The 18,659-nt window shown below is 43.8% G+C and carries 21 protein-coding genes and 1 pseudogene; 8 read left to right on the top strand and 14 right to left on the bottom strand.

Features of this window, described 5'->3' with window-relative positions; genetic code table 11:
- Positions 1 to 418: 418 nt before the first annotated feature.
- Both HR45_RS18780 and HR45_RS18775 read left to right on the top strand, forming a co-directional pair.
- On the top strand, positions 419 to 676 hold the full coding sequence (locus HR45_RS18780) for a helix-turn-helix domain-containing protein (protein ID WP_037445874.1): 258 nt from the start codon (positions 419 to 421) through the stop codon (positions 674 to 676).
- Positions 676 to 1,998, top strand: a complete 1,323-nt coding sequence (locus HR45_RS18775) for a type II toxin-antitoxin system HipA family toxin (RefSeq protein WP_037445872.1) — start codon at positions 676 to 678, stop codon at positions 1,996 to 1,998. Before HR45_RS18780 ends, HR45_RS18775 begins: the two co-directional genes overlap by 1 nt.
- A 121-nt stretch (positions 1,999 to 2,119) precedes the next feature.
- Here the strand turns inward: HR45_RS18775 and HR45_RS18770 are convergent, their stop codons facing one another.
- The 4 genes from HR45_RS18770 to HR45_RS19485 all read right to left on the bottom strand — a co-directional run bounded on the left by HR45_RS18770 (position 2,120) and on the right by HR45_RS19485 (position 5,084).
- Positions 2,120 to 2,449, bottom strand: a complete 330-nt coding sequence (locus tag HR45_RS18770) for a type II toxin-antitoxin system PemK/MazF family toxin (protein WP_037445870.1) — start codon at positions 2,447 to 2,449, stop codon at positions 2,120 to 2,122.
- Positions 2,449 to 2,703, bottom strand: coding sequence for an AbrB/MazE/SpoVT family DNA-binding domain-containing protein (locus tag HR45_RS18765; protein WP_037445884.1), 255 nt, complete (start codon positions 2,701 to 2,703; stop codon positions 2,449 to 2,451). The genes HR45_RS18770 and HR45_RS18765 overlap by 1 nt, the downstream gene beginning before the upstream one ends.
- Positions 2,704 to 3,000: 297 nt before the next feature.
- On the bottom strand, positions 3,001 to 4,116 hold the full coding sequence (fic, locus tag HR45_RS18760) for a protein adenylyltransferase Fic (protein WP_037445868.1): 1,116 nt from the start codon (positions 4,114 to 4,116) through the stop codon (positions 3,001 to 3,003).
- Between the two features lie 791 nt (positions 4,117 to 4,907).
- Positions 4,908 to 5,084: a hypothetical protein gene (locus HR45_RS19485; protein ID WP_156104135.1), complete on the bottom strand. Its 177-nt coding sequence runs from the start codon at positions 5,082 to 5,084 to the stop codon at positions 4,908 to 4,910.
- A 98-nt stretch (positions 5,085 to 5,182) separates the two neighbouring features.
- Between HR45_RS19485 and HR45_RS19480 the strand changes: the two are divergent.
- Positions 5,183 to 5,329: pseudogene (locus HR45_RS19480) on the top strand (DUF4172 domain-containing protein); the annotation flags it as partial.
- 130 nt (positions 5,330 to 5,459) lie between these two features.
- Here the strand turns inward: HR45_RS19480 and HR45_RS18755 are convergent.
- The 5 genes from HR45_RS18755 to HR45_RS18740 all read right to left on the bottom strand — a co-directional run bounded on the left by HR45_RS18755 (position 5,460) and on the right by HR45_RS18740 (position 7,995).
- Entirely contained in the window at positions 5,460 to 5,915 is a 456-nt protein-coding gene (locus HR45_RS18755; protein ID WP_037445866.1) for a type II toxin-antitoxin system YhaV family toxin, read from the bottom strand.
- Positions 5,916 to 5,935: 20 nt separating this feature from the next.
- Positions 5,936 to 6,268, bottom strand: coding sequence for a type II toxin-antitoxin system PrlF family antitoxin (locus tag HR45_RS18750; protein WP_037445882.1), 333 nt, complete (start codon positions 6,266 to 6,268; stop codon positions 5,936 to 5,938).
- A 78-nt stretch (positions 6,269 to 6,346) separates the two neighbouring features.
- Positions 6,347 to 7,114 (bottom strand): tyrosine-type recombinase/integrase, encoded by a 768-nt coding sequence (locus HR45_RS18745; RefSeq protein WP_037445863.1) that lies wholly within the window; start codon positions 7,112 to 7,114, stop codon positions 6,347 to 6,349.
- A gap of 263 nt (positions 7,115 to 7,377) precedes the next feature.
- Positions 7,378 to 7,536, bottom strand: coding sequence for a hypothetical protein (locus tag HR45_RS19475; protein ID WP_156104133.1), 159 nt, complete (start codon positions 7,534 to 7,536; stop codon positions 7,378 to 7,380).
- Between the two features lie 81 nt (positions 7,537 to 7,617).
- A complete protein-coding gene (locus HR45_RS18740) occupies positions 7,618 to 7,995 on the bottom strand; it encodes a hypothetical protein (RefSeq protein WP_037445862.1) in 378 nt (125 codons plus the stop codon).
- Positions 7,996 to 8,600: 605 nt separating this feature from the next.
- Here HR45_RS18740 and HR45_RS18735 point away from each other — a divergent pair.
- The 3 genes from HR45_RS18735 to HR45_RS18725 are packed head-to-tail and all read left to right on the top strand — an operon-like array spanning position 8,601 to position 14,255.
- Positions 8,601 to 10,181: a site-specific integrase gene (locus HR45_RS18735; protein WP_037445860.1), complete on the top strand. Its 1,581-nt coding sequence runs from the start codon at positions 8,601 to 8,603 to the stop codon at positions 10,179 to 10,181.
- Positions 10,174 to 12,981 (top strand): site-specific integrase, encoded by a 2,808-nt coding sequence (locus HR45_RS18730; RefSeq protein ID WP_052074845.1) that lies wholly within the window; start codon positions 10,174 to 10,176, stop codon positions 12,979 to 12,981. Before HR45_RS18735 ends, HR45_RS18730 begins: the two co-directional genes overlap by 8 nt.
- Complete coding sequence (locus HR45_RS18725) at positions 12,978 to 14,255, top strand: hypothetical protein (RefSeq protein ID WP_037445858.1); 1,278 nt, start codon at positions 12,978 to 12,980, stop codon at positions 14,253 to 14,255. Before HR45_RS18730 ends, HR45_RS18725 begins: the two co-directional genes overlap by 4 nt.
- A gap of 98 nt (positions 14,256 to 14,353) precedes the next feature.
- Here HR45_RS18725 and HR45_RS18720 read toward each other — a convergent pair whose 3' ends face one another.
- The 4 genes from HR45_RS18720 to HR45_RS18705 all read right to left on the bottom strand — a co-directional run bounded on the left by HR45_RS18720 (position 14,354) and on the right by HR45_RS18705 (position 16,192).
- A complete protein-coding gene (locus tag HR45_RS18720) occupies positions 14,354 to 14,638 on the bottom strand; it encodes a hypothetical protein (RefSeq protein WP_037445856.1) in 285 nt (94 codons plus the stop codon).
- A gap of 120 nt (positions 14,639 to 14,758) precedes the next feature.
- Positions 14,759 to 15,148: a hypothetical protein gene (locus HR45_RS18715; protein ID WP_037445854.1), complete on the bottom strand. Its 390-nt coding sequence runs from the start codon at positions 15,146 to 15,148 to the stop codon at positions 14,759 to 14,761.
- A 238-nt stretch (positions 15,149 to 15,386) separates the two neighbouring features.
- Positions 15,387 to 15,926, bottom strand: a complete 540-nt coding sequence (locus tag HR45_RS18710; protein WP_037445851.1) for a GNAT family N-acetyltransferase — start codon at positions 15,924 to 15,926, stop codon at positions 15,387 to 15,389.
- Entirely contained in the window at positions 15,923 to 16,192 is a 270-nt protein-coding gene (locus HR45_RS18705) for a type II toxin-antitoxin system TacA family antitoxin (RefSeq protein WP_037445849.1), read from the bottom strand. The genes HR45_RS18710 and HR45_RS18705 overlap by 4 nt, the downstream gene beginning before the upstream one ends.
- 351 nt (positions 16,193 to 16,543) lie before the next feature.
- On the opposite strand from HR45_RS18705, the gene HR45_RS18700 reads away from it, so the two are divergent.
- The gene (locus HR45_RS18700; RefSeq protein WP_037445847.1) at positions 16,544 to 16,840 is read left to right on the top strand and encodes a type II toxin-antitoxin system TacA family antitoxin; all 297 of its coding nucleotides are present in this window, start codon (positions 16,544 to 16,546) and stop codon (positions 16,838 to 16,840) included.
- A complete protein-coding gene (locus HR45_RS18695) occupies positions 16,840 to 17,340 on the top strand; it encodes a GNAT family N-acetyltransferase (RefSeq protein ID WP_037445845.1) in 501 nt (166 codons plus the stop codon). The genes HR45_RS18700 and HR45_RS18695 overlap by 1 nt, the downstream gene beginning before the upstream one ends.
- A 39-nt stretch (positions 17,341 to 17,379) precedes the next feature.
- Here HR45_RS18695 and HR45_RS18690 read toward each other — a convergent pair whose 3' ends face one another.
- Positions 17,380 to 18,627: an RNA-guided endonuclease InsQ/TnpB family protein gene (locus HR45_RS18690; RefSeq protein WP_241461163.1), complete on the bottom strand. Its 1,248-nt coding sequence runs from the start codon at positions 18,625 to 18,627 to the stop codon at positions 17,380 to 17,382.
- Positions 18,628 to 18,659 lie beyond the last annotated feature (32 nt).

Genomic DNA, 18,659 nt, shown 5'->3' with positions numbered 1-18,659 from the left:
TAGTGCTTAGCAAAGTGTCCACTATTACTGGTTCAGATCATCCTCAGCATGTTGCTCACCTGTGTACAATTGCAGAGTTGGATCAATCTGATGAACAAACTTCGAAGTAAGCCAAGCTTCATCGTAATTAAAACTGAAATGCTCTTTGCCCCGAATTATCGATGAACGCAAAATGCCGACGGATAAGGGCAAGTCAGCAATCACTCGCATCACGCTTGCAGATGTGCAGCCCAAGAGCAGCATTCGACATGCTGGTGACGTGTAGATCAGTTTTTAACTCTGATAGCGTGTAATTAGCCCTTTACCTGCTACAGGCGTTAAAAATTGCCTTACCGTCTACAGCGTGTAATCCTTGTCTTAACGGTTATAACGTGTCGCCAGAAGCAGTTTTATGGGACGGTCTGATAGGAGTAGGTCAATGAAAATTACCACAACTCAACAATTGAGTGCCTACCTAAAAGATGTAAGGCTCAGTGACAAAAAATCACAGGCAGATGTCGCCAACAAAGTTGGGATTCGACAAGACACTGTATCGAGCTTTGAGCGGTCGCCTGAGTCCACCAAGTTGGAGACATTTTTCAAGTTACTGTCAGCCTTAGAGCTTGAGTTGTCCATTCAGCCTCGCAACTCTTCAGTGGGGCAAGATGACGCATCTGCGTGGAAGGAAGAATGGTAATGCCTTCACTTGATGTTTATATGAATGGTTATTTGGTTGGAGTGTTATCTAAGCTCACCAATGGCGCTCATCATTTTAAATATGACGCACAATGGTTTGCTACCGCAGGTGCTCGCCCGATCTCTATGGCAATGCCTCTGCGCCGCCAAGAATATCAAGGCGATGAAGTTTATAACTTTTTTGATAACCTTCTACCAGATAACTCTGAGATAAGACAACGCGTCGTTGCTCGCTATCAGACCAATTCAACCCAGCCATTTGATTTGTTGACCGCTATTGGTATGGACTGCATTGGGGCGATTCAGTTAATGCCGCATAGTGTGCAACCAGATACCCGTCAACCAATACAGTATAAGCCTCTTACCGATACTAGCTTACAGGCGGTGCTGACTGGTTATCAGCAGCAAGCTCCGCTAGGCATGATTGAGTCAGAAGATAATTTTCGTATTTCTATTGCTGGTGCGCAGGAGAAAACCGCTTTACTTAAATGGCTGGGCCAATGGTGTTTACCAGTAGGGGGTACGCCCACCAGCCATATCATTAAACTGCCAATCGGTAAAATTGAAACGCATTCATACAGCATCGATCTCTCAGACAGCGTAGAAAATGAGTTTCTCTGTACGCAGCTTGCCGCTGCGTTTGGCCTAGATGTGCCCGAGTGCTCAATCCTTAAAACGAATAATATTAAAGCGCTTGTCGTTGAACGTTTTGATCGACGATTGTCTTCAAATGGGGAACAGCTTTTGAGGCTGCCTCAAGAGGATTTTTGTCAGGTGCTTAACGTACCTTCGGCCAAAAAGTATGAAACTCATGGTGGCCCCGGCATTAAACAAATCATGGATTTTCTGCAAGGCTCTATGACCGCCGCGCAAGATCGGTACAACTTTATGAAGTCGCAAGTCTTATTCTGGTTGCTTGCAGCAACCGATGGTCACGCTAAGAACTTCTCCATTTTTATCAGGCCGGAAGGCCGTTATCAGCTCACCCCATTTTATGACATCTTGTCTATGTATCCGGCATTTGGTAACCGAGGGCTGCATCCTAGTGATGCCAAACTTGCCATGGGACTAACCGTATCTAAAGGTAAGAAGTACAAGGTAGAGCAGATCTTCCCTCGTCATTTCTACAGCACAGCTAAAGCTGTTGGCTTCCCTCAAGAGGAAATGACAAAGATTATGCAAGAGTTCGCTGAAAAGGCTCAAAGCGTTATCTCAGATGTTAAGGCGAACCTCCCTAAAGATTTCCCTCCAACCATAAGAGACTGCATTTGCGATGGTCTGCTATCAAAAGTACAGCGCCTAAATAGCTGTTCCGAAGTGTAGCTCACCAACGAAGGGAGCTCTGGAATGGCACATATTTCATTGCCCCCTAATGCCTCAAAATGAGGCTGTTCAAATTGTTCAGCATTTTTCCATCAATTCTTCGCATAGTTCATAGTTTCTTTTAACTAACCAGCACCCGTACTTTTGCAAGCACTTCATTTAGCACGGCAATCGGGGCTTTTTCGATAAACTTGATGCCTCTTGCCGCATAGTCAATAGTCTTGACTTGCTGGCACAAAACAACACCTTTGGTCTTGTCGGTATCAACTGCCACCTCGAAACCATGCCCTCTAACCCTAGATGTTATTGGCGCGACTAAAGCTAGTTGAATTTGCTTGTTGAACGGTTCAGGCGAAAGTACCAGCGCTGGACGATGATGAGCCTGCTCGTGTCCCGCAGATGGGTCAAAATCAACCCACACTATGTCACCTCGTTTTGGGTTGTAACTCATCAGATGTCTTCCTTACCTACAGGTGACGAACTCAGCCATTGAGTATCTTCTGAATCAAGTTCAAAAGCCCCTTTTGGACTTGCACTTAGCAACTCATCAAGTGTGAAGGTTGGGGTTGCTGGGCTCATTACAATACGCCCTTGAACAACCTCTATTTCAACTTGATCCCCCATACCGAACCCGGCCTTCTTCAACACGGCAGCAGGAATAATTGCTCCGGCAGAGTTACCCCATTTTTTGATGCTGGTCTGCATATTAGCCTCACCAATTATGATACATTGTTTAAACAAGTTATCACTAGAAATGGGTTTATACAATGTATAATTTCATTTTGATGTGCATTTTCGAATGCTTGGTTGATAACTCGCTGATAAACATTAAGATACCGCCGACCCAGCAATTCAAGAGTATGCAACTTTATTACTGGGTAACGATTTAATACTCCGTCTCAGACAGATTAGTTCAAGGTCACGCGCGATTATTGCTGATTTTGACATTGTAATAGACCGAGTAGTTGAAGATAGCATCGCGAGCCTGCAACCACATGAAGCCTAATAATTTATTCGGTACGGCGTAATTTGGTTGCTATCACGGGTCATCAATAGCATCAGTTTGGGATGCACAAATAGCTTTTCTTTACCGACGGTGAGTTCTTCTAAAACGCCGATATCTACCAACTGTTTTAAATAGAGCGACGCGGTTTGACGCTTAGCAATGTCGCGCTCAACTAAGTTACTAATACGGCAATAAGGTTGTTCAAAAATTACTTGTACTAGCTCGTGGCTGTAGATCTTGGGCAAAGCGGTTCTGACATGCTCGCTGGTCAATTCCATTAACTCGCGCACGGCTGCGATTTTGCCGCAGGTCCAGTTGGCCATTTGCTCAACGCCCTTCAGCATAAACAGCAACCACGCTTGCCAATCGCCTTCGCGGGTCACTTGGTTGAGCAGTCGATAGTAGTCCGCTTTATGGTGCACGATATAACGACTGAGGTATAAAATCGGTAATGTTAGCAATTGCTGCTCAATCAAAAACAGCACATTGAGAATTCGGCCAGTTCTGCCATTACCGTCATAAAATGGATGGATGGCTTCAAACTGATAATGAGCAATCGCCATCTTTATCAGTGGGTCGATATCATCTTCGCTATGAATGAACTTTTCCCAATTGCTCAGCAGATCGCGGATCACCGCCTCGCCCGCTGGTGGCGTGTAAATCACTTCGCCGGTCATCTGGTTGCTAATGGTGGTGCCGGGAATGCGGCGAATTTCCATCTCGCTATCTTTGAGCGTACTACAGACTTCTAAAGCAGTTCTCACACATAACGGGCGCTGCGCCAACTGGCGAAAGCCCTGGTTTAGCGCACTACGGTAACGCAGTGCTTCTTTCGTAGCGGGATCTGCACCGGTATCTTCTTGCGAATACTGAAACAGCTTATCGGTAGTGGTGACGATGTTTTCAATTTCAGAGCTGTCTCTTGCTTCAAGCAGAGGCAACAGGTTGATGAGCAAGCCTTGATTGGGCAATAACTCCCCCGCTTGTTTTAGTTCAGCAAGGGCTGCTCGAGCGGGAATACAAGCTTTGAGTACAGCATGCGTCTCAATGCTTTCAAGCATTGGTGGCAATGCTGGCAGCACATTGTGTGGCTGGTCGGGATACCATGTCATGTTTAAATCCCTTAAAAAATTCGACACGTATATTATTAGGATGCAGTTTATGTCGATACTATCGACACATCAAACTTCAATGTCGAAAAAATATCAAAATATCGACACGTAATGGCCATATATCGATATCATCAACATATTAGCTTGCTTCCAAAAGATGGGATTTGAGCACTTGCTTGCACAAGCCGTTAGCGGTGTATTTTTCTAAACGCTCTTTGGTTGGCGTCCAGCCAGCGAGCACTGAAAACCCACAACGTAACCCTGCATAACGTGCTCAATACTCTGGCGAACGCGCCACCGGGCACCACCAAAAATCATCCATGTGAGTGCATTTTTAACACCATCTTTATCTAACATATTGATTATTATAGATTTACATTTTTTGAAATGTTGTGCGAGCTGTGTTTTTAACTTATTGAATATTAACGATATTATCTTGAAAGTTACGAAAATAGATCCATTTTTTTAGGGCGGATTTTCTAAAATCATAACCTATTGATATTAAAAATATTTATATTTTAGGAAGCCCTGTTTTTTGAGGGAAAACGCTACATTGTAGTAGGCCAAACGCGAAAATTTTACCGATTTTTGAGAGCTCTGCCGAACGTGGTTATGGAAATTATGGTACGCCTGTACTTATCGTATTACGGGATTACTTAAACGTTATTGGGGCTTACTTTTATAAAAACCAATTGGTTCTATTTTGCCCGCAGTGACGTTAAATGAATCAGTAGTAATACACACAACAAAGGTGCCCGACAGTAAATTGAGCTGTGGCAAAAAAGCGTTCGTCATTCGGCATCGCGACTATCAACTACAGCCGCTTTCTTGCCTTCGTTCATCTTATCAATACGCTTGTATTGTTTCTGCGCTTCAACGTAGAGCAAGCCTATACTGCCTGCGCCAGCTAACAACATAAAAGCGGCTAAACCGATAAACATAGTAGTAGACATTACGGTTGCATCCATGACACGGTTCCTTGTGCTCAAAATATCAACACCAACGTTTGCCTGCAAGGGCACATGCGCGATTATTGCTGGTTTTGAACATTGAAATAGACCGAGTGCTTCAACTGCAAGATAAGTCAGAAACAATGTCAGACACATTGTTAGCAAATATCGTGCATTCAAGCGAAAAACTTAATGCTTTTTCCGTGCGGTCATCATTAGCTAATTGCTTAGGGATAGAGTCTGCCCCATTTCCTACAACTATTTTGCCAAAATGACTTGACCACTACAGTTTGCATAAAGCGGCCCAGCTTCGGATTGTAAGCCCGTGCTTTGTAGTGAAATAATCGGAATTACGAACCAGGCAATTTTCTCGTGGAAAAACAAGCGAAGAGCTTATGGTGAGAGCGTTTCGTCTTCGGCTGCTTTTAAAAGTTCATCCCATCCTTCGGGTGGATTACCCGACTTCAACATCTTTTCGAACACTTTATAAGCATCCGTCTTACTTCCGCAGGCGCGTTTGTTCTTCTCGTCATTGACCCACGCGTACACGATGACCTTCGACTCTAAGTGATAACGAAAGAATAAGCGATATTGTTGGAAAAACTTAGCCCGAAACCAATGCTTATTCTCGCTACCCAAGGTACTTCCTTGACGGAAATCTGGGCTTGTTGGATCGTGTGGGATCACCTGAAAAATCAGTTTTTGAATAGCCGCTAATCGTTTGGTGGCATTTTTCTTAACGTAACCCGTTGGGTCTTTCTGCTTCAGGCTTTCTACCCGCGCTTTCAGCCCTAAATATTGTTCTGCGAATAATGGATGCGTGTAAAGTGTCCAACCATTTACAACCATTGGAATACTTTGCGACAAAATTATTCATCCTCATCCATGAGTGACGCATCTAAATCTACCTCCACACCTTTAACCAAGGCTTCCACACTTTCGCGCATACTTGCTGTGAGTGGTTGCATTCTTTCGGGGTGAGCTTGCATGTCATTAGCGATAAATGACAAGAATTCACCAAGAACGGGGTCACTCTCGGAGGCGGTGGTGGCACGAGAAATAATCACACTCCCGTCTGATTGAATAGCGTATTTAATCTTATCTTTTTTGCCTAAGTGCAATGCCTGGCGAACAGGACTTGGCACTGTAGTTTGAAAGCGGTCTGTCAGTGTGGACTCTGCTTCTAATGCAACTTGAGCCATAGCCATAATAACCTCTCAATATGAAATATGGGCATTTGTTTAAAGTTTAACATGGAAGAAAGAGGTAATGCAAATGCATTACCCTTTTCTTGTATCAAATATATGCTTATCACTCAGGGCTGAAAGATGCGTCCGGTTGTATACCTCAGTGAGCTTATAACGCGACAGGAAGGTGTAGACCTGGGTACTGGTATTGCTGGCGTGCCCCAACATTTCCTGTACATGCCGAAGGTCGGCGCCGTTATCGAGCATTATGGTTGCCGTCGCATGCCGAAACAGGTGGCACGAACCGGCCCGTTTGAACCCGGCCAACCGCACGTACCTTGAGGCCATATCGGACAGGGCATTCGCTTTGAACTGTTTGCCTAGGTCGTTCAGGAACAGGGCAGAGCCCGAGCTGATGCTCGACAACCCAGGCCTGAGTTTCGCCAGGTAAAACGCCACCCACTCGCAGGCCCGGTCGCTGACCGGCAGAATGTATTCCCGGTTGCCTTTTCCCTTTCGAACCCGTACCAGATGCTCCGTCAGGTCGATATCTTCAATATCCAGATGCAGCAGCTCAATGCGGCGAATCCCCGTGGCGAAGAAGGTTTGCAGAATGGTGCGGTCCCGCGCGCCTTTCAGGCCGAACAACAGGGGCTGCTCAAGGATTTTCTCGACCTCTGACTCGGTGAATATAGCTTTCGGCAACGGCCTGCCGATCTTGGGCAGTTCCATGTTCAAAAGCGAATGGGACGGCAACAAGCCCCGGTTGTGCATCTTGCCGATAAAGCATTTGATGCACAGCGACAGGCTGTACTTGTTGGCAGCGCACAGCGGCTTTCCATCCAGCGTCTTGCGGTACACTCCATATAGTCGTCCATAACCTTGATATCGATTTGGTCGATGGTTCGGATATCCGTTTTCAGCGCCAAGGCAGCGAATTTACTCACCCCGTACTGTTTGGTTCGGATTGTGTCGCTCGACTGGCCCTGAGCCAGGCAGAGCCGAAGGTAATATCGCTGTTTACTACCAAATGTCGTGCTTGGTGGTGAGGGAATACCGCCATTTACTACCACAATAGTGACAGATATAAAAATTGAGCAGCAGAAAAAAAGTAGCGTTGAGGATTAAGGCTTGCTCCTATCAACAGAAACCGCTTTTTTGCTTTCATTCATCTTATCAATGCGCTTGTATTGCTTCTGCAGTTCGATATAGATAACTCCTATACCGCCCAATCCAAAAAGCAATGCTACTACACCAACAAGTACAAACTGAGTGGTAGACATTACGGCATCCCCATGACGACAGTGCACATGTTCAAATTATCACCAACATTATAATCCCACAAGACCTGCTGAGATTAAACCTTAGCGCTCTTCGTTAACATAGAAACCATACGATTGATTGGTAATCAAACGATAAACTCTACCATTAACAGATATAGTAGCTTGGTGTGATACGCCTAAACGTTGAGAGAAATTTTTTTCATATAGTTCGAAAAGCTCTTTCTGGATCGGGTCCGCTTCCAGACGCTCTCGCAAATGAACCAGAGATGGTGAAAGGATCTTGTATGATTCTATACCTTCGCACTGAATCACGGCGCCATCAACAGGCTTAACAGGTATCCCTTCGCACTTATCCACGACCATTTTACCATTAGTGAAAGGTGGGAGTGATATATATTCATTAGCCACTACAGATGATGAAATCGTTGATACAATAGCACCTAAAATTAAGTATTTCATTCTTGCACCCATAAAATATTAAATCATATCAAATGTACAACAAAATAATTTTACAGATGAATTTAAAAATATTAAAAACATTAATAAACTCACAATTTTAATATTCAGAAATAAAGATTATTTTTATACACCCCCTAAAAAACAATTACACCTTACCAGGTGTTACATTATTTAAAAAACAAAACTTTATTAATACAAACATGTTGTATCCCATCGTAATAACTGAATCCAAAAAATCTCACTTATAAACCTGTCAATGCAGAACGATTCGACATCATACACATCGACTTTTAGAGCCTAGCGTGCCGAAAAAAACAGCAAAAAAATAGAAATCAAAATCTAAATTAGCTCACAACAATAAACGCCAGGATGTTCGTTTTTCAACCGTAAAATGCGGCGATTTCGATTTGGCGACTCAAAATAGGCCGTTTTTCGGGAAAGGCCAATCGGTTGGAGCGCGTAAAATGACCTTACTCAATAATGAAGGGTAAAGAGCTGATGCTAAACCTTAACGATTTCAATCACCAATGCTCCACAGCTAAAACCAAGCCCTCAATGTATCGGAGGCTCACCAGAACTAAATCAAATAACGATGAGGTGAGACTATGAACAAAATCGCGATTGCTCGTACCGAGCGCCTTAGGAATTCTGGTGGCGTCTCTCCAGACGCATCGCTCTACATCGTGCCGCTATTAATATTGTTTAATAAGCTAAAAAACGCGCCTATAAAATATCGGGCAGAAATGACAGTTACGGCAATTTATATCTGGTTAAAGGGTATCTCTGGCCAGATTAATAATGCCGAAGATATACCAGAACTCATTTTAATAAATGGTGATGATGAATGTATCCCGAATGCAATTAGAAAGGTGAGGTCTGGCAATAATTCATGGTGTGAATATTCTCACCCATTTGAGGAACAAGGCACGACTCACTATTTATGGTTTCCTATCCCAATATATTTTTCTGATTACTTCCTCCAAATAGCACGTGAAAAGCAATACAGAACCCCATTATTAAACCCACAAGGAAAGACGCGACTCTATCGCCTTTTGTTAAATGCATGGAAGACACCAACATCGCTAACCTCGCTTCGTAGAGTGGATAAAGACGTTTTTCAACAATACTTCTGGGGGTGTGCGCAAGCGGACAACACCTTAACGGCCCCAGTACGTGAAGTGATGTTCCCTGAGCAGGAGCAACACCATCGGAGCGCGAGTACCTATTTAACATTCGACAGTGACCGCATCAGGGGAAAGATTTTTGATGCCTATAACCGGTACATCTCACGCTTAATAAAAGCCGCACGCACCTTGCCAGTCACAGGACGCCGCCGTGATGAAGTCGCTTCATGCCTAGTTTTGTACTCGAAGAAAATGACCTTCCCGTTACTGTCTAACGTTCCTGAGTTACCTAGCTACTTAAAAGCAGGCGGGAAAATTACCCAATACACCGCTATTGGCGGGTACGCTACAGAAGCAGTTCCCCCAATTATCTTTGGAGGAAAGCGCGCCCTTGATGAATACGAAGTCATTAATTTCTTTGCTCAGTTAGATGATTGGCTCTGTCACTTAAAACCTTCTAAAGCGCTTTCCCATTCATCATTCATTGAGCAAGAGTCTTCTTGGCTCACATTCTACAACGCCGCAACAACCCGCATGGTCCTACTGTTCATATTGCTGACAGGTGTAAGACCAACTCACGCGATCAGCATCGAATGGCAGTACTTTATGGGCGAGCACGTGGCCTTTGTTTCAGACAAAGGACAGCTGCGCCCCATTTATCTGAGTGATTTTCTGTTGAGTGAAATCAAACACTACTTGGCGTTCCAGACACGAGTACGCGCGACACTTCCAAACATCCACAAGAGCAAATACCTGTGGTTTTATCTCCTAGATTCAGGGAAGACGACTCCGCTTTCTCATAAGTTACTTCAACAAGAATTGAACCATCTTTGGCCGAACAAAGAGTCCTATCAACTCAGGCATTTCTTTTCCTACTGCGCCTCAACTACAACGAATTCTTATCGCCTCTATGACGATGATATTGCACGCCTAATGGGACATTCAAACCTTGGAGAGCACTTAGGTAGCGACAACATCTTTCCAGCGACCGTAAAAAAAATCCTTTCTTACGCCAATTGGTTACCGAAAAGACTTCGCCTTCGAGAAATGAGCTATGAATGAGAAATCATTGAATAAATTGGCTAGTGATATCGCTGATTACTGCTTACTGCAGAGCGAATCAGGCGCGAATACCGAAGACTTAATTTGGCTATTGAGTCGCTGGGACGGCATCAATCATAAAAATCGCGTATTGACTGAGGAGGACATCAAGCAAGCGCGTAAATTGTTCGCCAATCTGCCGACAGGAAAGCATCGTCACTATCAATTAGCGCTTAAAAACATACTGCAGTATTTAGAAGAACAATGCAGTTGGACGCTTCCAGAAGCAACAACAACACAGCTAATTGATGCGAGCCAACAGTGGTTTAAAAAAGTTGCACCTGAGGCCAATAATGCTAGCGCTATTAAGATTGCCTTTGAAAAAGACAAAGTGGCATTTTTTGATGCCCCTAACGCAGTATCTACCACATTTATGGCACTTTGCCTGGCATTAGAAGTTGCCCCACTTCCCCTGTGTCATATTGCCCAAATTCTAAGTAATTCAACGTGTATGGATGTCAGTCAAGCAAGGCCACGTTTGCGAATATTCCACCTCGTGAAACACGATGATGAACCCACCTTTACGCACTACGCCCTCACCCCGTTCAGCTATCGACTTTTGAGTGATTACTACACCAATGCGGCCATAAGTATTACAGAAGAGCAGCTAGTCAATCAGTTAAACCAATGGGCTGAGGTTAGAAATCTGGCTCAGGGGAAAGTGTTCACTTGGCACTATCGGTTCCAGATCTGGTGGTTTGTTCATTTCAACTTGCCGCCGCAGCTTATCAAAGATCTATCATTTCCAGAGCGGCATTTTGCCGTGCAAATGCAAGACGAACTCCCCAAGATTGATAACGTATTTGAGATCGGTGTTCAGGCTGAAGTTGATGTCGAAGTTCCTCCGGCCAAGAAAGTCTCTAGGGCTTGGCCTCATAACGCACTGTTCAAACGAAGCAGAGAAACCATCGTCGTTGAACGGATCACCCAATGGCGTAGTGACAACATTCTTCCACAAATGGTTTCTCTGTATGCACAACACCTGCTCGTCTATGGCGGTCCGATAAAGCAAATTCTCGCCCTCGCGACCATCAAAAGTTATACCGGTTTCACCAAGTGGCTTGAGCCGTTTTCGCTGTCGTATGCAGATGCGACAAACGAAGAGGCGTTACAACAATGGGCATTGGCGCTATACGATTCAGTCGATGGCGAATCCTGCCAAAAAGATATCTACAAATTTCTTAAGTTCATGAGTGTGCAAGAGCTGACAGAAGGCTTAGATATCGCAAACTTTACGGCGCCGTCATCTCCAATTTCTGTCAACGCGTTCAGGCTGGATCTCGCAGAATTTGATCGGATCATTAATCTGCTCATTGAAACGTCTAACCATAATCCAATTAGAACCTTGTTCTCGGTAGCTGCTTCACTTTTGGGCATGTTCTCCATGCTGCGCCGAGGTGAAGTATTACGTCTAAGAAAGCGCGACATCAAGTTTGATGAGGAAACCGGTGCGCTATCCCTTTTCATCACGCATACAGAGGAAGGCCGCACAAAGAACGGCAAATCAAGAGACGTTCATACGCTAATCCCCAAGTGCTATCGGCCGTTTTTCGCGGAAATCTTCGCCATGAAGCATAACGTCAGCGCTGAGCAACCCTTCATTGGATTTGAAGGCGAGTCTATCAGTTCACGTGAACATTATTACCTCTTACCAGTCAGTCGGGCGTTGAAAACAACATTGGGTTCCAAAGTGACCTTTCACCACCTACGGCATAGCGGTACTCATCTTCTTGTTATTCAGGCATTCCGAGCGGTAAGTGAAGTTCCTGAGGGTTACCACGTATCGCCTCACCCACTCGCACAAGAGATGTTGGCAACTAAAGCCATTAATGCTCGTTTCAATTACTGGCTCGAAGAACGCCCGTTTCGCCATGTTAACCATGGCATTCTGTTAGATGAGATCTGCCGAGAATTGGCGCACCAATTTTACGGTACAACCCGGCGATCTTACCTGCATGATATTGATTGGATGCTAGAAATCCTGAGTCCTGAATTTCGTGAGGATATTGAAAGGACTTACTCACACCAAACGTTACGCTACTTATTTGGGCTATCCCCGACGTCAACGGCACTATCCAAAAAATCACAAAAAATCAGTCCTGAATATTCCGAAAAATCGCCAGAGGAAAAACGCTTACAGCCCATCAAATTAACCATTGATGACTTATGGTCGGTGATTTTTCCCTCACGTGAACAGACGCCATTGCCTTTTAGCGCAGATCACTTTTTACGTTGGCGACAAAGTAGCCGCAACAGTAATAACACCCTGCCAGGTTATCTCTTTTTGGAGATGCTCAAAGGTGAGACAAAGGCAAAGAACGTTGATTTTTCGGCATTAAGTCAACTTTGGCGAGACGGAGCAGGACACTTTGTTGCACCACTGCCGAAATCCATTGTGACCGCCTTAAAATCGCTGCCCCCGATTGAGTTGGATACCGATCAACTCGGGTTCGTGCTGCGACTAGCCTGTAACACGAAAAATGCCCAAGCCTTTACCAAAGCGTTTCGTCATAAGGAATTGCGATGGCTGAATTTCAGCTTCGAGCTTGCCATCAACCGAAAACTACGCAGCGACCGCCAAGAAACTATTTTAAAAACGCAATTTGCGCTGAAAAAGGAAGCTTCAAAGGTGATTAAGCATCCTTCAGGCCAAACCCAATTAACTATCTACATGCGCCCAACATCGCAGCTATCAAAGCAAGTTATTAATGCTGCGCATCATTTTTTAATTCAGACCCAACAACATGAGGAAGTTCTATGAAATTAGTTATATCTGCTGCTCATCGAGACATTTTGCTACCAGTATTTGCCAATATTGACATCCGTTATCCCAACAGTATTGCAACGCTACTGGTTGACTCGGTATTAAAAACGCTGACTATCATCAGTGGACAAAAACCTACCTATGCCTATTGCACCATACCGCTAGCGCCAGAATCCACCGGCTTACAATCGGTAGGCTTCTCAGTTAAGGGAGGTTATATATCTGAATTACCGCCCTATTTCCCTATTAATGACAATATTTGCCTTGATGTCGAAATCTCTGATAGCAAAGCAAAATCAATTAAATTTGTTTATATATATCGACAAGATAATGACAACCTTAAAGAGAGCGGCATTCGTAATTATCGATGTGAAGAAATAGATAAACAGCAGGCAAACTACCTCGATGAAATCATGTCGAGACCAATGACAAAAATCTCGACCAACACTGGGTTAGCCATTTGCAATGCCGCAAAACTGCATATTCCCTTTGAATTGATTGAAATACATCCTGATGAAAATAAAATTAAAGTGCAACGCAATGGCATAATTGAAGAGACGAAACTTCCCTACCATATCGAATTACCGACAGAATTAGTATTTAACCAAGCAGTGGGCGATAAATTGCGATGGATGTGTCAGCAACCTGGTGTAAAAGAAATCCAGATAGCTCAACAGGGTGAAGAGTTTATACTAAAAACGTCGTCGACAGCTGTAACGTGCGAGCTGGCTGGCATTGAAAATTTTTATAGCAAGATGCCTAAAACCATAAAGCAGATTAAGTATATTATTGTTGACTTTCATAGTATTAAAGAAATTATTAATAAATATCGAAATAACCTACAAGTAAAAAAATTTGATAATGCAATTTTATACGTGGATAACGAATACGTGGGTGTCGCGTTCGTTGATGATTGTTTAAAGTCTTTATTTACTATTCGAGTAGTAGAAATTGAACAGACAGTGATGACTTCAGGTTACTTGATGTTTCGTTTTAGTATGCAGATGTTCGTAAACACAAAACTCTGTAAGCTCATCAAACCTGACCGCGCAAAGCTATCGATCATTGAAAATGGAAATGGTGAATTTTCGCTCGGTATGCATCAATCAATTCATGGGACCTCGCCCACCGACATAATCCCAATTGAAAAAGATGCGTATCACTATCCAACCGTGAAACAAATGAGGGATGAGCTTATCATCGAGGTAACTAAAGCTAAAGCTAGAGTAACCCACGAAGCCCAGCAGGATATGTTTGGCTACGGAAACTAGGACTTGTGTGTGACACCTGAAACCAAGTTTGCCATTCGATGTAAACAATGCCGCCGGAAAACTGGCGGCATTGCCTGATTTTAAGTTAGTTCTATTACTTATTTTCCCAGCAAACCCAGTCGCTTATCGGTAAAGACACAAATCACGCCACTGTTGTTGTACATCACTTCATAGTTGAAATCGCAATAGGCTGCTGCAATATTGAGCGGTAACTGTTCATTCCCCCAACTTGATGGTTTGAATGTCACCAATTCACCATTTTTACATGCTTTAGCATCCTGGTCCGTGCTAGCAAGACACATCTTAGATTGGTCAATTTGCGCACGCTCTCCGCAACCCGACAACACAAGAGCGAGTACTCCAAATACCACGGCCTTTTTCATTATTTACTCCAAATTAATCATTTCTAATTGATAACATTAACTAAAATAGCAAGCCATCAAATACCAATACCTCATCCCCATGAGAAGTATAGAGATGAGAATTTTGCCTCTTGATAGATGCTATTTTTTACAACTAGGGTATTTTGCTTTTAAGGAAGCGGTAACGGCATATGCCAGGGGGAGTTGGGCACCTGTTCCTGATGAAAAATCATTCACATTCAAAGAATTGAAAAACTCATCAAACAAAGCTGACTGCGATTTCTTACTCAATTCATCCCAACAAAAGAAATGCTGTTGGGTTTTAATATCGGTTTCACCGCGATAGTTTTCGTTTGTTAAAACTCCCCACTTTATCCCATCAACAGTAGAAAAAAACATCAGTTTGCAGACATCTTGAGATGCCCGACAGAGATTAAGATATGTCCCCATATCCACTTCTGCCTTGGCATTATTGCAAATGAGGAGGAGCGGCAAAGCTAAAAGAGCAAACGACCGATATACCGATTTCATAAAAGTCCATTATTGAAAAATCACTAATTCACTAAATCTATCGACTGTAAAATTGGTTTACTTTGATTTACGTTAAATTTTCCTTTATAAAATCATAGGGTTTTTGAATTAATTGCCACTAGCAATATCACCGCCGTCTGCCTAGTTCTGTTCAGACCAATGACCGTGAAAATGACAAAGACTCAAGAGGTAGGCTCGCTGGAGTTTGGGGAACTACTTTTAGTTACTAGCTGGAACTCTAACCCATAACGCTGAATAACTGATTGACGGTTTTCATAGGCATGAACAGTCGCTTGCGACCATTATTTTCGCATAGCAATTCAAACCCATATTTTGTGTAAAACTGCTCTGCAGGTTCATTCAGACAATCAACAACAACTGCATAAGCAGTAAGATATTTATTCACTTGCCATAAATATTCGAGAGCTTTGATCAGTGAGACTTTACCCAAACCGCTACCTTGGTGTTTAGAATTGACAGCAAGTTGAGCTAATAAAAATACAGGAACAGGGTAATGCGGCAATTTCTTTGCCAGATTAGAAGGCAATGTTTCTCGACCGATTGAACTTGGTGCCACTGTATAAAATGAGCAAATGGGTAATTTATCGTTCGGTAAAATCATTGTAGCTGGTAATACCATCGTTCGGCTGATGCCAGCTTGCATATGTTTTGCAGCGAATTGACGGATAAAAATGTTTAATTCATCTTCACCACAATCAAAAGACTCACGATCATGTGCGGACTTGTTTAATTCAACAAATTGTTCAGCCCACATCATTTGAACCCTTGCTCACGAGTATAATTCAGCGCGGATTTTAGTGAATCATTGGGTTCTTTAGCGTTTTCACAAGCAGCCATAAATTGATCAAAGATATCATCTTTGACGGTAATGCTTTCGTGCTCAGCGATGACCTTCGATGCGTTTTCATCCATTAATTTGACAACGTATTCGGTCAAGCTTTTCAGACCGAGTAAAGCGGATGCTTTTTCAGCTTTAGCTTTAACATCTTCGTCGATACGCAAATCTAAACGTGCATTAGCCATAACACACCTCATATGTACGGATTTCTTCCGTACATTATAGGTTAAAAATCAATCGATGGCAACGTACGGCAACCTGACGTATTGGAAGCTCATAACGCTGCCTGCACGAGCCAAAAAACCAGAGCGAAGCGGCGGTTTTTTGTGGTCCCTCTGGCTGGCCTTGTTAAACGCGGACTCAGAACAGTGAAAGCACATCATCGTGCCGTTGAGCTGGGCATGGAAGCATGGCACCGATAAATGGTCTCAAGAGAAGCGTGTGGGAGTCATTATGTCTATGCCCTATTCACAGTAGATCTTGTTTGCTCATTGTACTAACATTGAGTTATTCATTTTTTGTTAGTCGAGATTAATATGGCTAGTTCTGCATCTTCTATTACACGTACATCGCGCTCAGCGAGGCTTGGTCTCAGAGCTACACCTGAGCAAGAAGCGGTACTCCGTCATGCTGCTGACATTGCTCATAAATCATTAACTGATTTCATTCTTGATAGTGCTTGTCATGCTGCTGAACAAACTCTACTTGATCAACGTTTATTCGTTGTTTCCGGTGAACAGTATCAAAACTTACTTGATATGCTCGATCAACCCGCGCGAGACAACCAAGGTTTACAAGATCTTTTCTCCCGCAAGGCTCCTTGGGAGAAATAATGGCCATATCTAAACCGGAGGTGTTGCATGATAAACATCTCCTCGAGCAATTTGATTGCGGAAATCCATCGCTAAATGAATGGCTTTTAAGACATGCGAGACAAGCTCAATCAAGTAGTTCAGCGAAAACTTTTGTGGTTTCAGACGATAATATTGTGATTGGCTATTTCAGTCTAACGGTTGGTCAGGTTGAGACTTATGAAGCACCAGAGAGAATTCGTCGAGGCATGGGTCAATATCCGATCCCGGTTGTGATATTAGCTCGTCTTGCTGTGTCAATAAATCATCACTGTCTCGGTATTGGGGGGGGCATGTTACAAGATGCGATTCGTCGCACGTTGATGATTTCAGAACAAGTGGGTATCAGAGCCCTACTTACTCACCCGATTGATGATCGAGCGTCTAAATTCTATGAGCGCTTTGGTTTTGTTTCCTCTCCTGTCAGAGAAAAACAATTAATTCTATTATTGAAAGATGCTCGCAAATTAATACGTTATTGACATCCTCCTCGCCGTAAACGACGAGGATTCCTACTGCGGTTAAGCGTAAACGCCTGACTCGCTTCGGTGGGTTCCTGCTGCTGGCGGCATTGTTGCACCACTCACTTCACAGGCTAATCGGGCGTGCCCCGCCCTTAATACGTTGATCGCGCCGACCACATCGGCATTCTCTTCAAAACCACATTCCACACAGGCAAAGCGGGCTTGAGCCATACGGTTATCTTTCGATATATGACCACAGCATGGGCATGTCCGGCTGGTGTTTTTCGGCGGAACAGCGATCAGGTGGTCGCCATTCCATGCCAGCTTGTAATCGAGCTGGCGACGAAACTCAAACCAGCCTTGATCGAGGATAGCTTTATTCAGTCCTGACTTTGCTCTGACATTCCGCCCCTGTTGCTCTGCGGTTCCTGACGCTGATTTTGACATGTTTTTTACCTGCAAATCTTCAATACAGACTATCGCGTGTTTTTTGCTAATGTCGCTTGAAGTTTTATGCAGGTAGTCACGGCGGCTGTTGCCGATTTTTGCATGGACACGCTGGACTTTAGCTTTAGCCTTTTTCCAGTTGTTGCTGAATTTTACCTTGCGACTCATGGCCTGCTGCGTTTTACGCAAGGCGCTTTCCAGCGTTTTGAAGCTGTTGCGTGGTTCATAGAATGAACCGTCAGACAAGGTGGCGAACCGAGCAATACCCACATCAATACCTATCATATCGCCACTAGGTGTAGGAATAGCAGCGTCACGTTCAGTCTGAATAGCAGCAAACCATTTGCCGCACGACTGACTGACCGTGACGTTTTTAATATTACCTTCTACCATCCGACTGTTACGGTAACGGCACCAGCCGATTTTGGGCAGAAATATACGATTATTTCCCTGCTCCAGCTTGATGCCCTGCGGGTAACGGAAACTATCACCTGAACCTTTCCTTTTGAAACGGGGAAAATCAGCACGTTTGGCAAAGTAGTTTTTGTACGCCCGATCTAAATCTTTCAGCGACTGTTGCAGTGTTTGAGAAGGTGAGTCAGACAGCCATTGTGTTTCTGGCACTGCCTTCCATTGTGGTAACAGTTTGTTCAATTCAAAAGCGGAGAGCTTCTTTTCACCCTGTTCATGCCGCTCTTTTTGCAACGCCAGCGCCTTGTTAAAAACAAACCGGCAGGCACCCGAAAAACGGCGCATCTGGCGCTGTTGTTCTCCAGTGACGATCAGTTCAAATTTGTAGGCTTGCAGTCGTTGCACGGCTTGCTCATACTGTGTAAAAATTAAAAGATCAGCGTTCACTGAGCTCTTAACTGACTAAATTCACTTATAAA

Origin of the sequence: Shewanella mangrovi (assembly GCF_000753795.1) — a bacterium.
In the GTDB taxonomy this organism is placed as follows: Bacteria; Pseudomonadota; Gammaproteobacteria; order Enterobacterales; family Shewanellaceae; genus Shewanella; species Shewanella mangrovi.
The sequence above is the reverse complement of the archived record's forward strand: the minus strand, read 5'-3'. Positions and strand labels throughout refer to the sequence as shown.

Coding starts and splice junctions, on each gene's coding strand:
- HR45_RS18780 (WP_037445874.1), top strand. CDS start 419: ATGAAAATTACCACAACTCAACAATTGAGTGCCTACCTAAAAGATGTA.
- HR45_RS18775 (WP_037445872.1), top strand. CDS start 676: ATGCCTTCACTTGATGTTTATATGAATGGTTATTTGGTTGGAGTGTTA.
- HR45_RS18770 (WP_037445870.1), bottom strand. CDS start 2,449: ATGAGTTACAACCCAAAACGAGGTGACATAGTGTGGGTTGATTTTGAC.
- HR45_RS18765 (WP_037445884.1), bottom strand. CDS start 2,703: ATGCAGACCAGCATCAAAAAATGGGGTAACTCTGCCGGAGCAATTATT.
- fic (WP_037445868.1), bottom strand. CDS start 4,116: ATGACATGGTATCCCGACCAGCCACACAATGTGCTGCCAGCATTGCCA.
- HR45_RS19485 (WP_156104135.1), bottom strand. CDS start 5,084: ATGGATGCAACCGTAATGTCTACTACTATGTTTATCGGTTTAGCCGCT.
- HR45_RS18755 (WP_037445866.1), bottom strand. CDS start 5,915: ATGGTTGTAAATGGTTGGACACTTTACACGCATCCATTATTCGCAGAA.
- HR45_RS18750 (WP_037445882.1), bottom strand. CDS start 6,268: ATGGCTCAAGTTGCATTAGAAGCAGAGTCCACACTGACAGACCGCTTT.
- HR45_RS19475 (WP_156104133.1), bottom strand. CDS start 7,536: ATGTCTACCACTCAGTTTGTACTTGTTGGTGTAGTAGCATTGCTTTTT.
- HR45_RS18740 (WP_037445862.1), bottom strand. CDS start 7,995: ATGAAATACTTAATTTTAGGTGCTATTGTATCAACGATTTCATCATCT.
- HR45_RS18735 (WP_037445860.1), top strand. CDS start 8,601: ATGAACAAAATCGCGATTGCTCGTACCGAGCGCCTTAGGAATTCTGGT.
- HR45_RS18730 (WP_052074845.1), top strand. CDS start 10,174: ATGAATGAGAAATCATTGAATAAATTGGCTAGTGATATCGCTGATTAC.
- HR45_RS18725 (WP_037445858.1), top strand. CDS start 12,978: ATGAAATTAGTTATATCTGCTGCTCATCGAGACATTTTGCTACCAGTA.
- HR45_RS18720 (WP_037445856.1), bottom strand. CDS start 14,638: ATGAAAAAGGCCGTGGTATTTGGAGTACTCGCTCTTGTGTTGTCGGGT.
- HR45_RS18715 (WP_037445854.1), bottom strand. CDS start 15,148: ATGAAATCGGTATATCGGTCGTTTGCTCTTTTAGCTTTGCCGCTCCTC.
- HR45_RS18710 (WP_037445851.1), bottom strand. CDS start 15,926: ATGATGTGGGCTGAACAATTTGTTGAATTAAACAAGTCCGCACATGAT.
- HR45_RS18705 (WP_037445849.1), bottom strand. CDS start 16,192: ATGGCTAATGCACGTTTAGATTTGCGTATCGACGAAGATGTTAAAGCT.
- HR45_RS18700 (WP_037445847.1), top strand. CDS start 16,544: ATGGCTAGTTCTGCATCTTCTATTACACGTACATCGCGCTCAGCGAGG.
- HR45_RS18695 (WP_037445845.1), top strand. CDS start 16,840: ATGGCCATATCTAAACCGGAGGTGTTGCATGATAAACATCTCCTCGAG.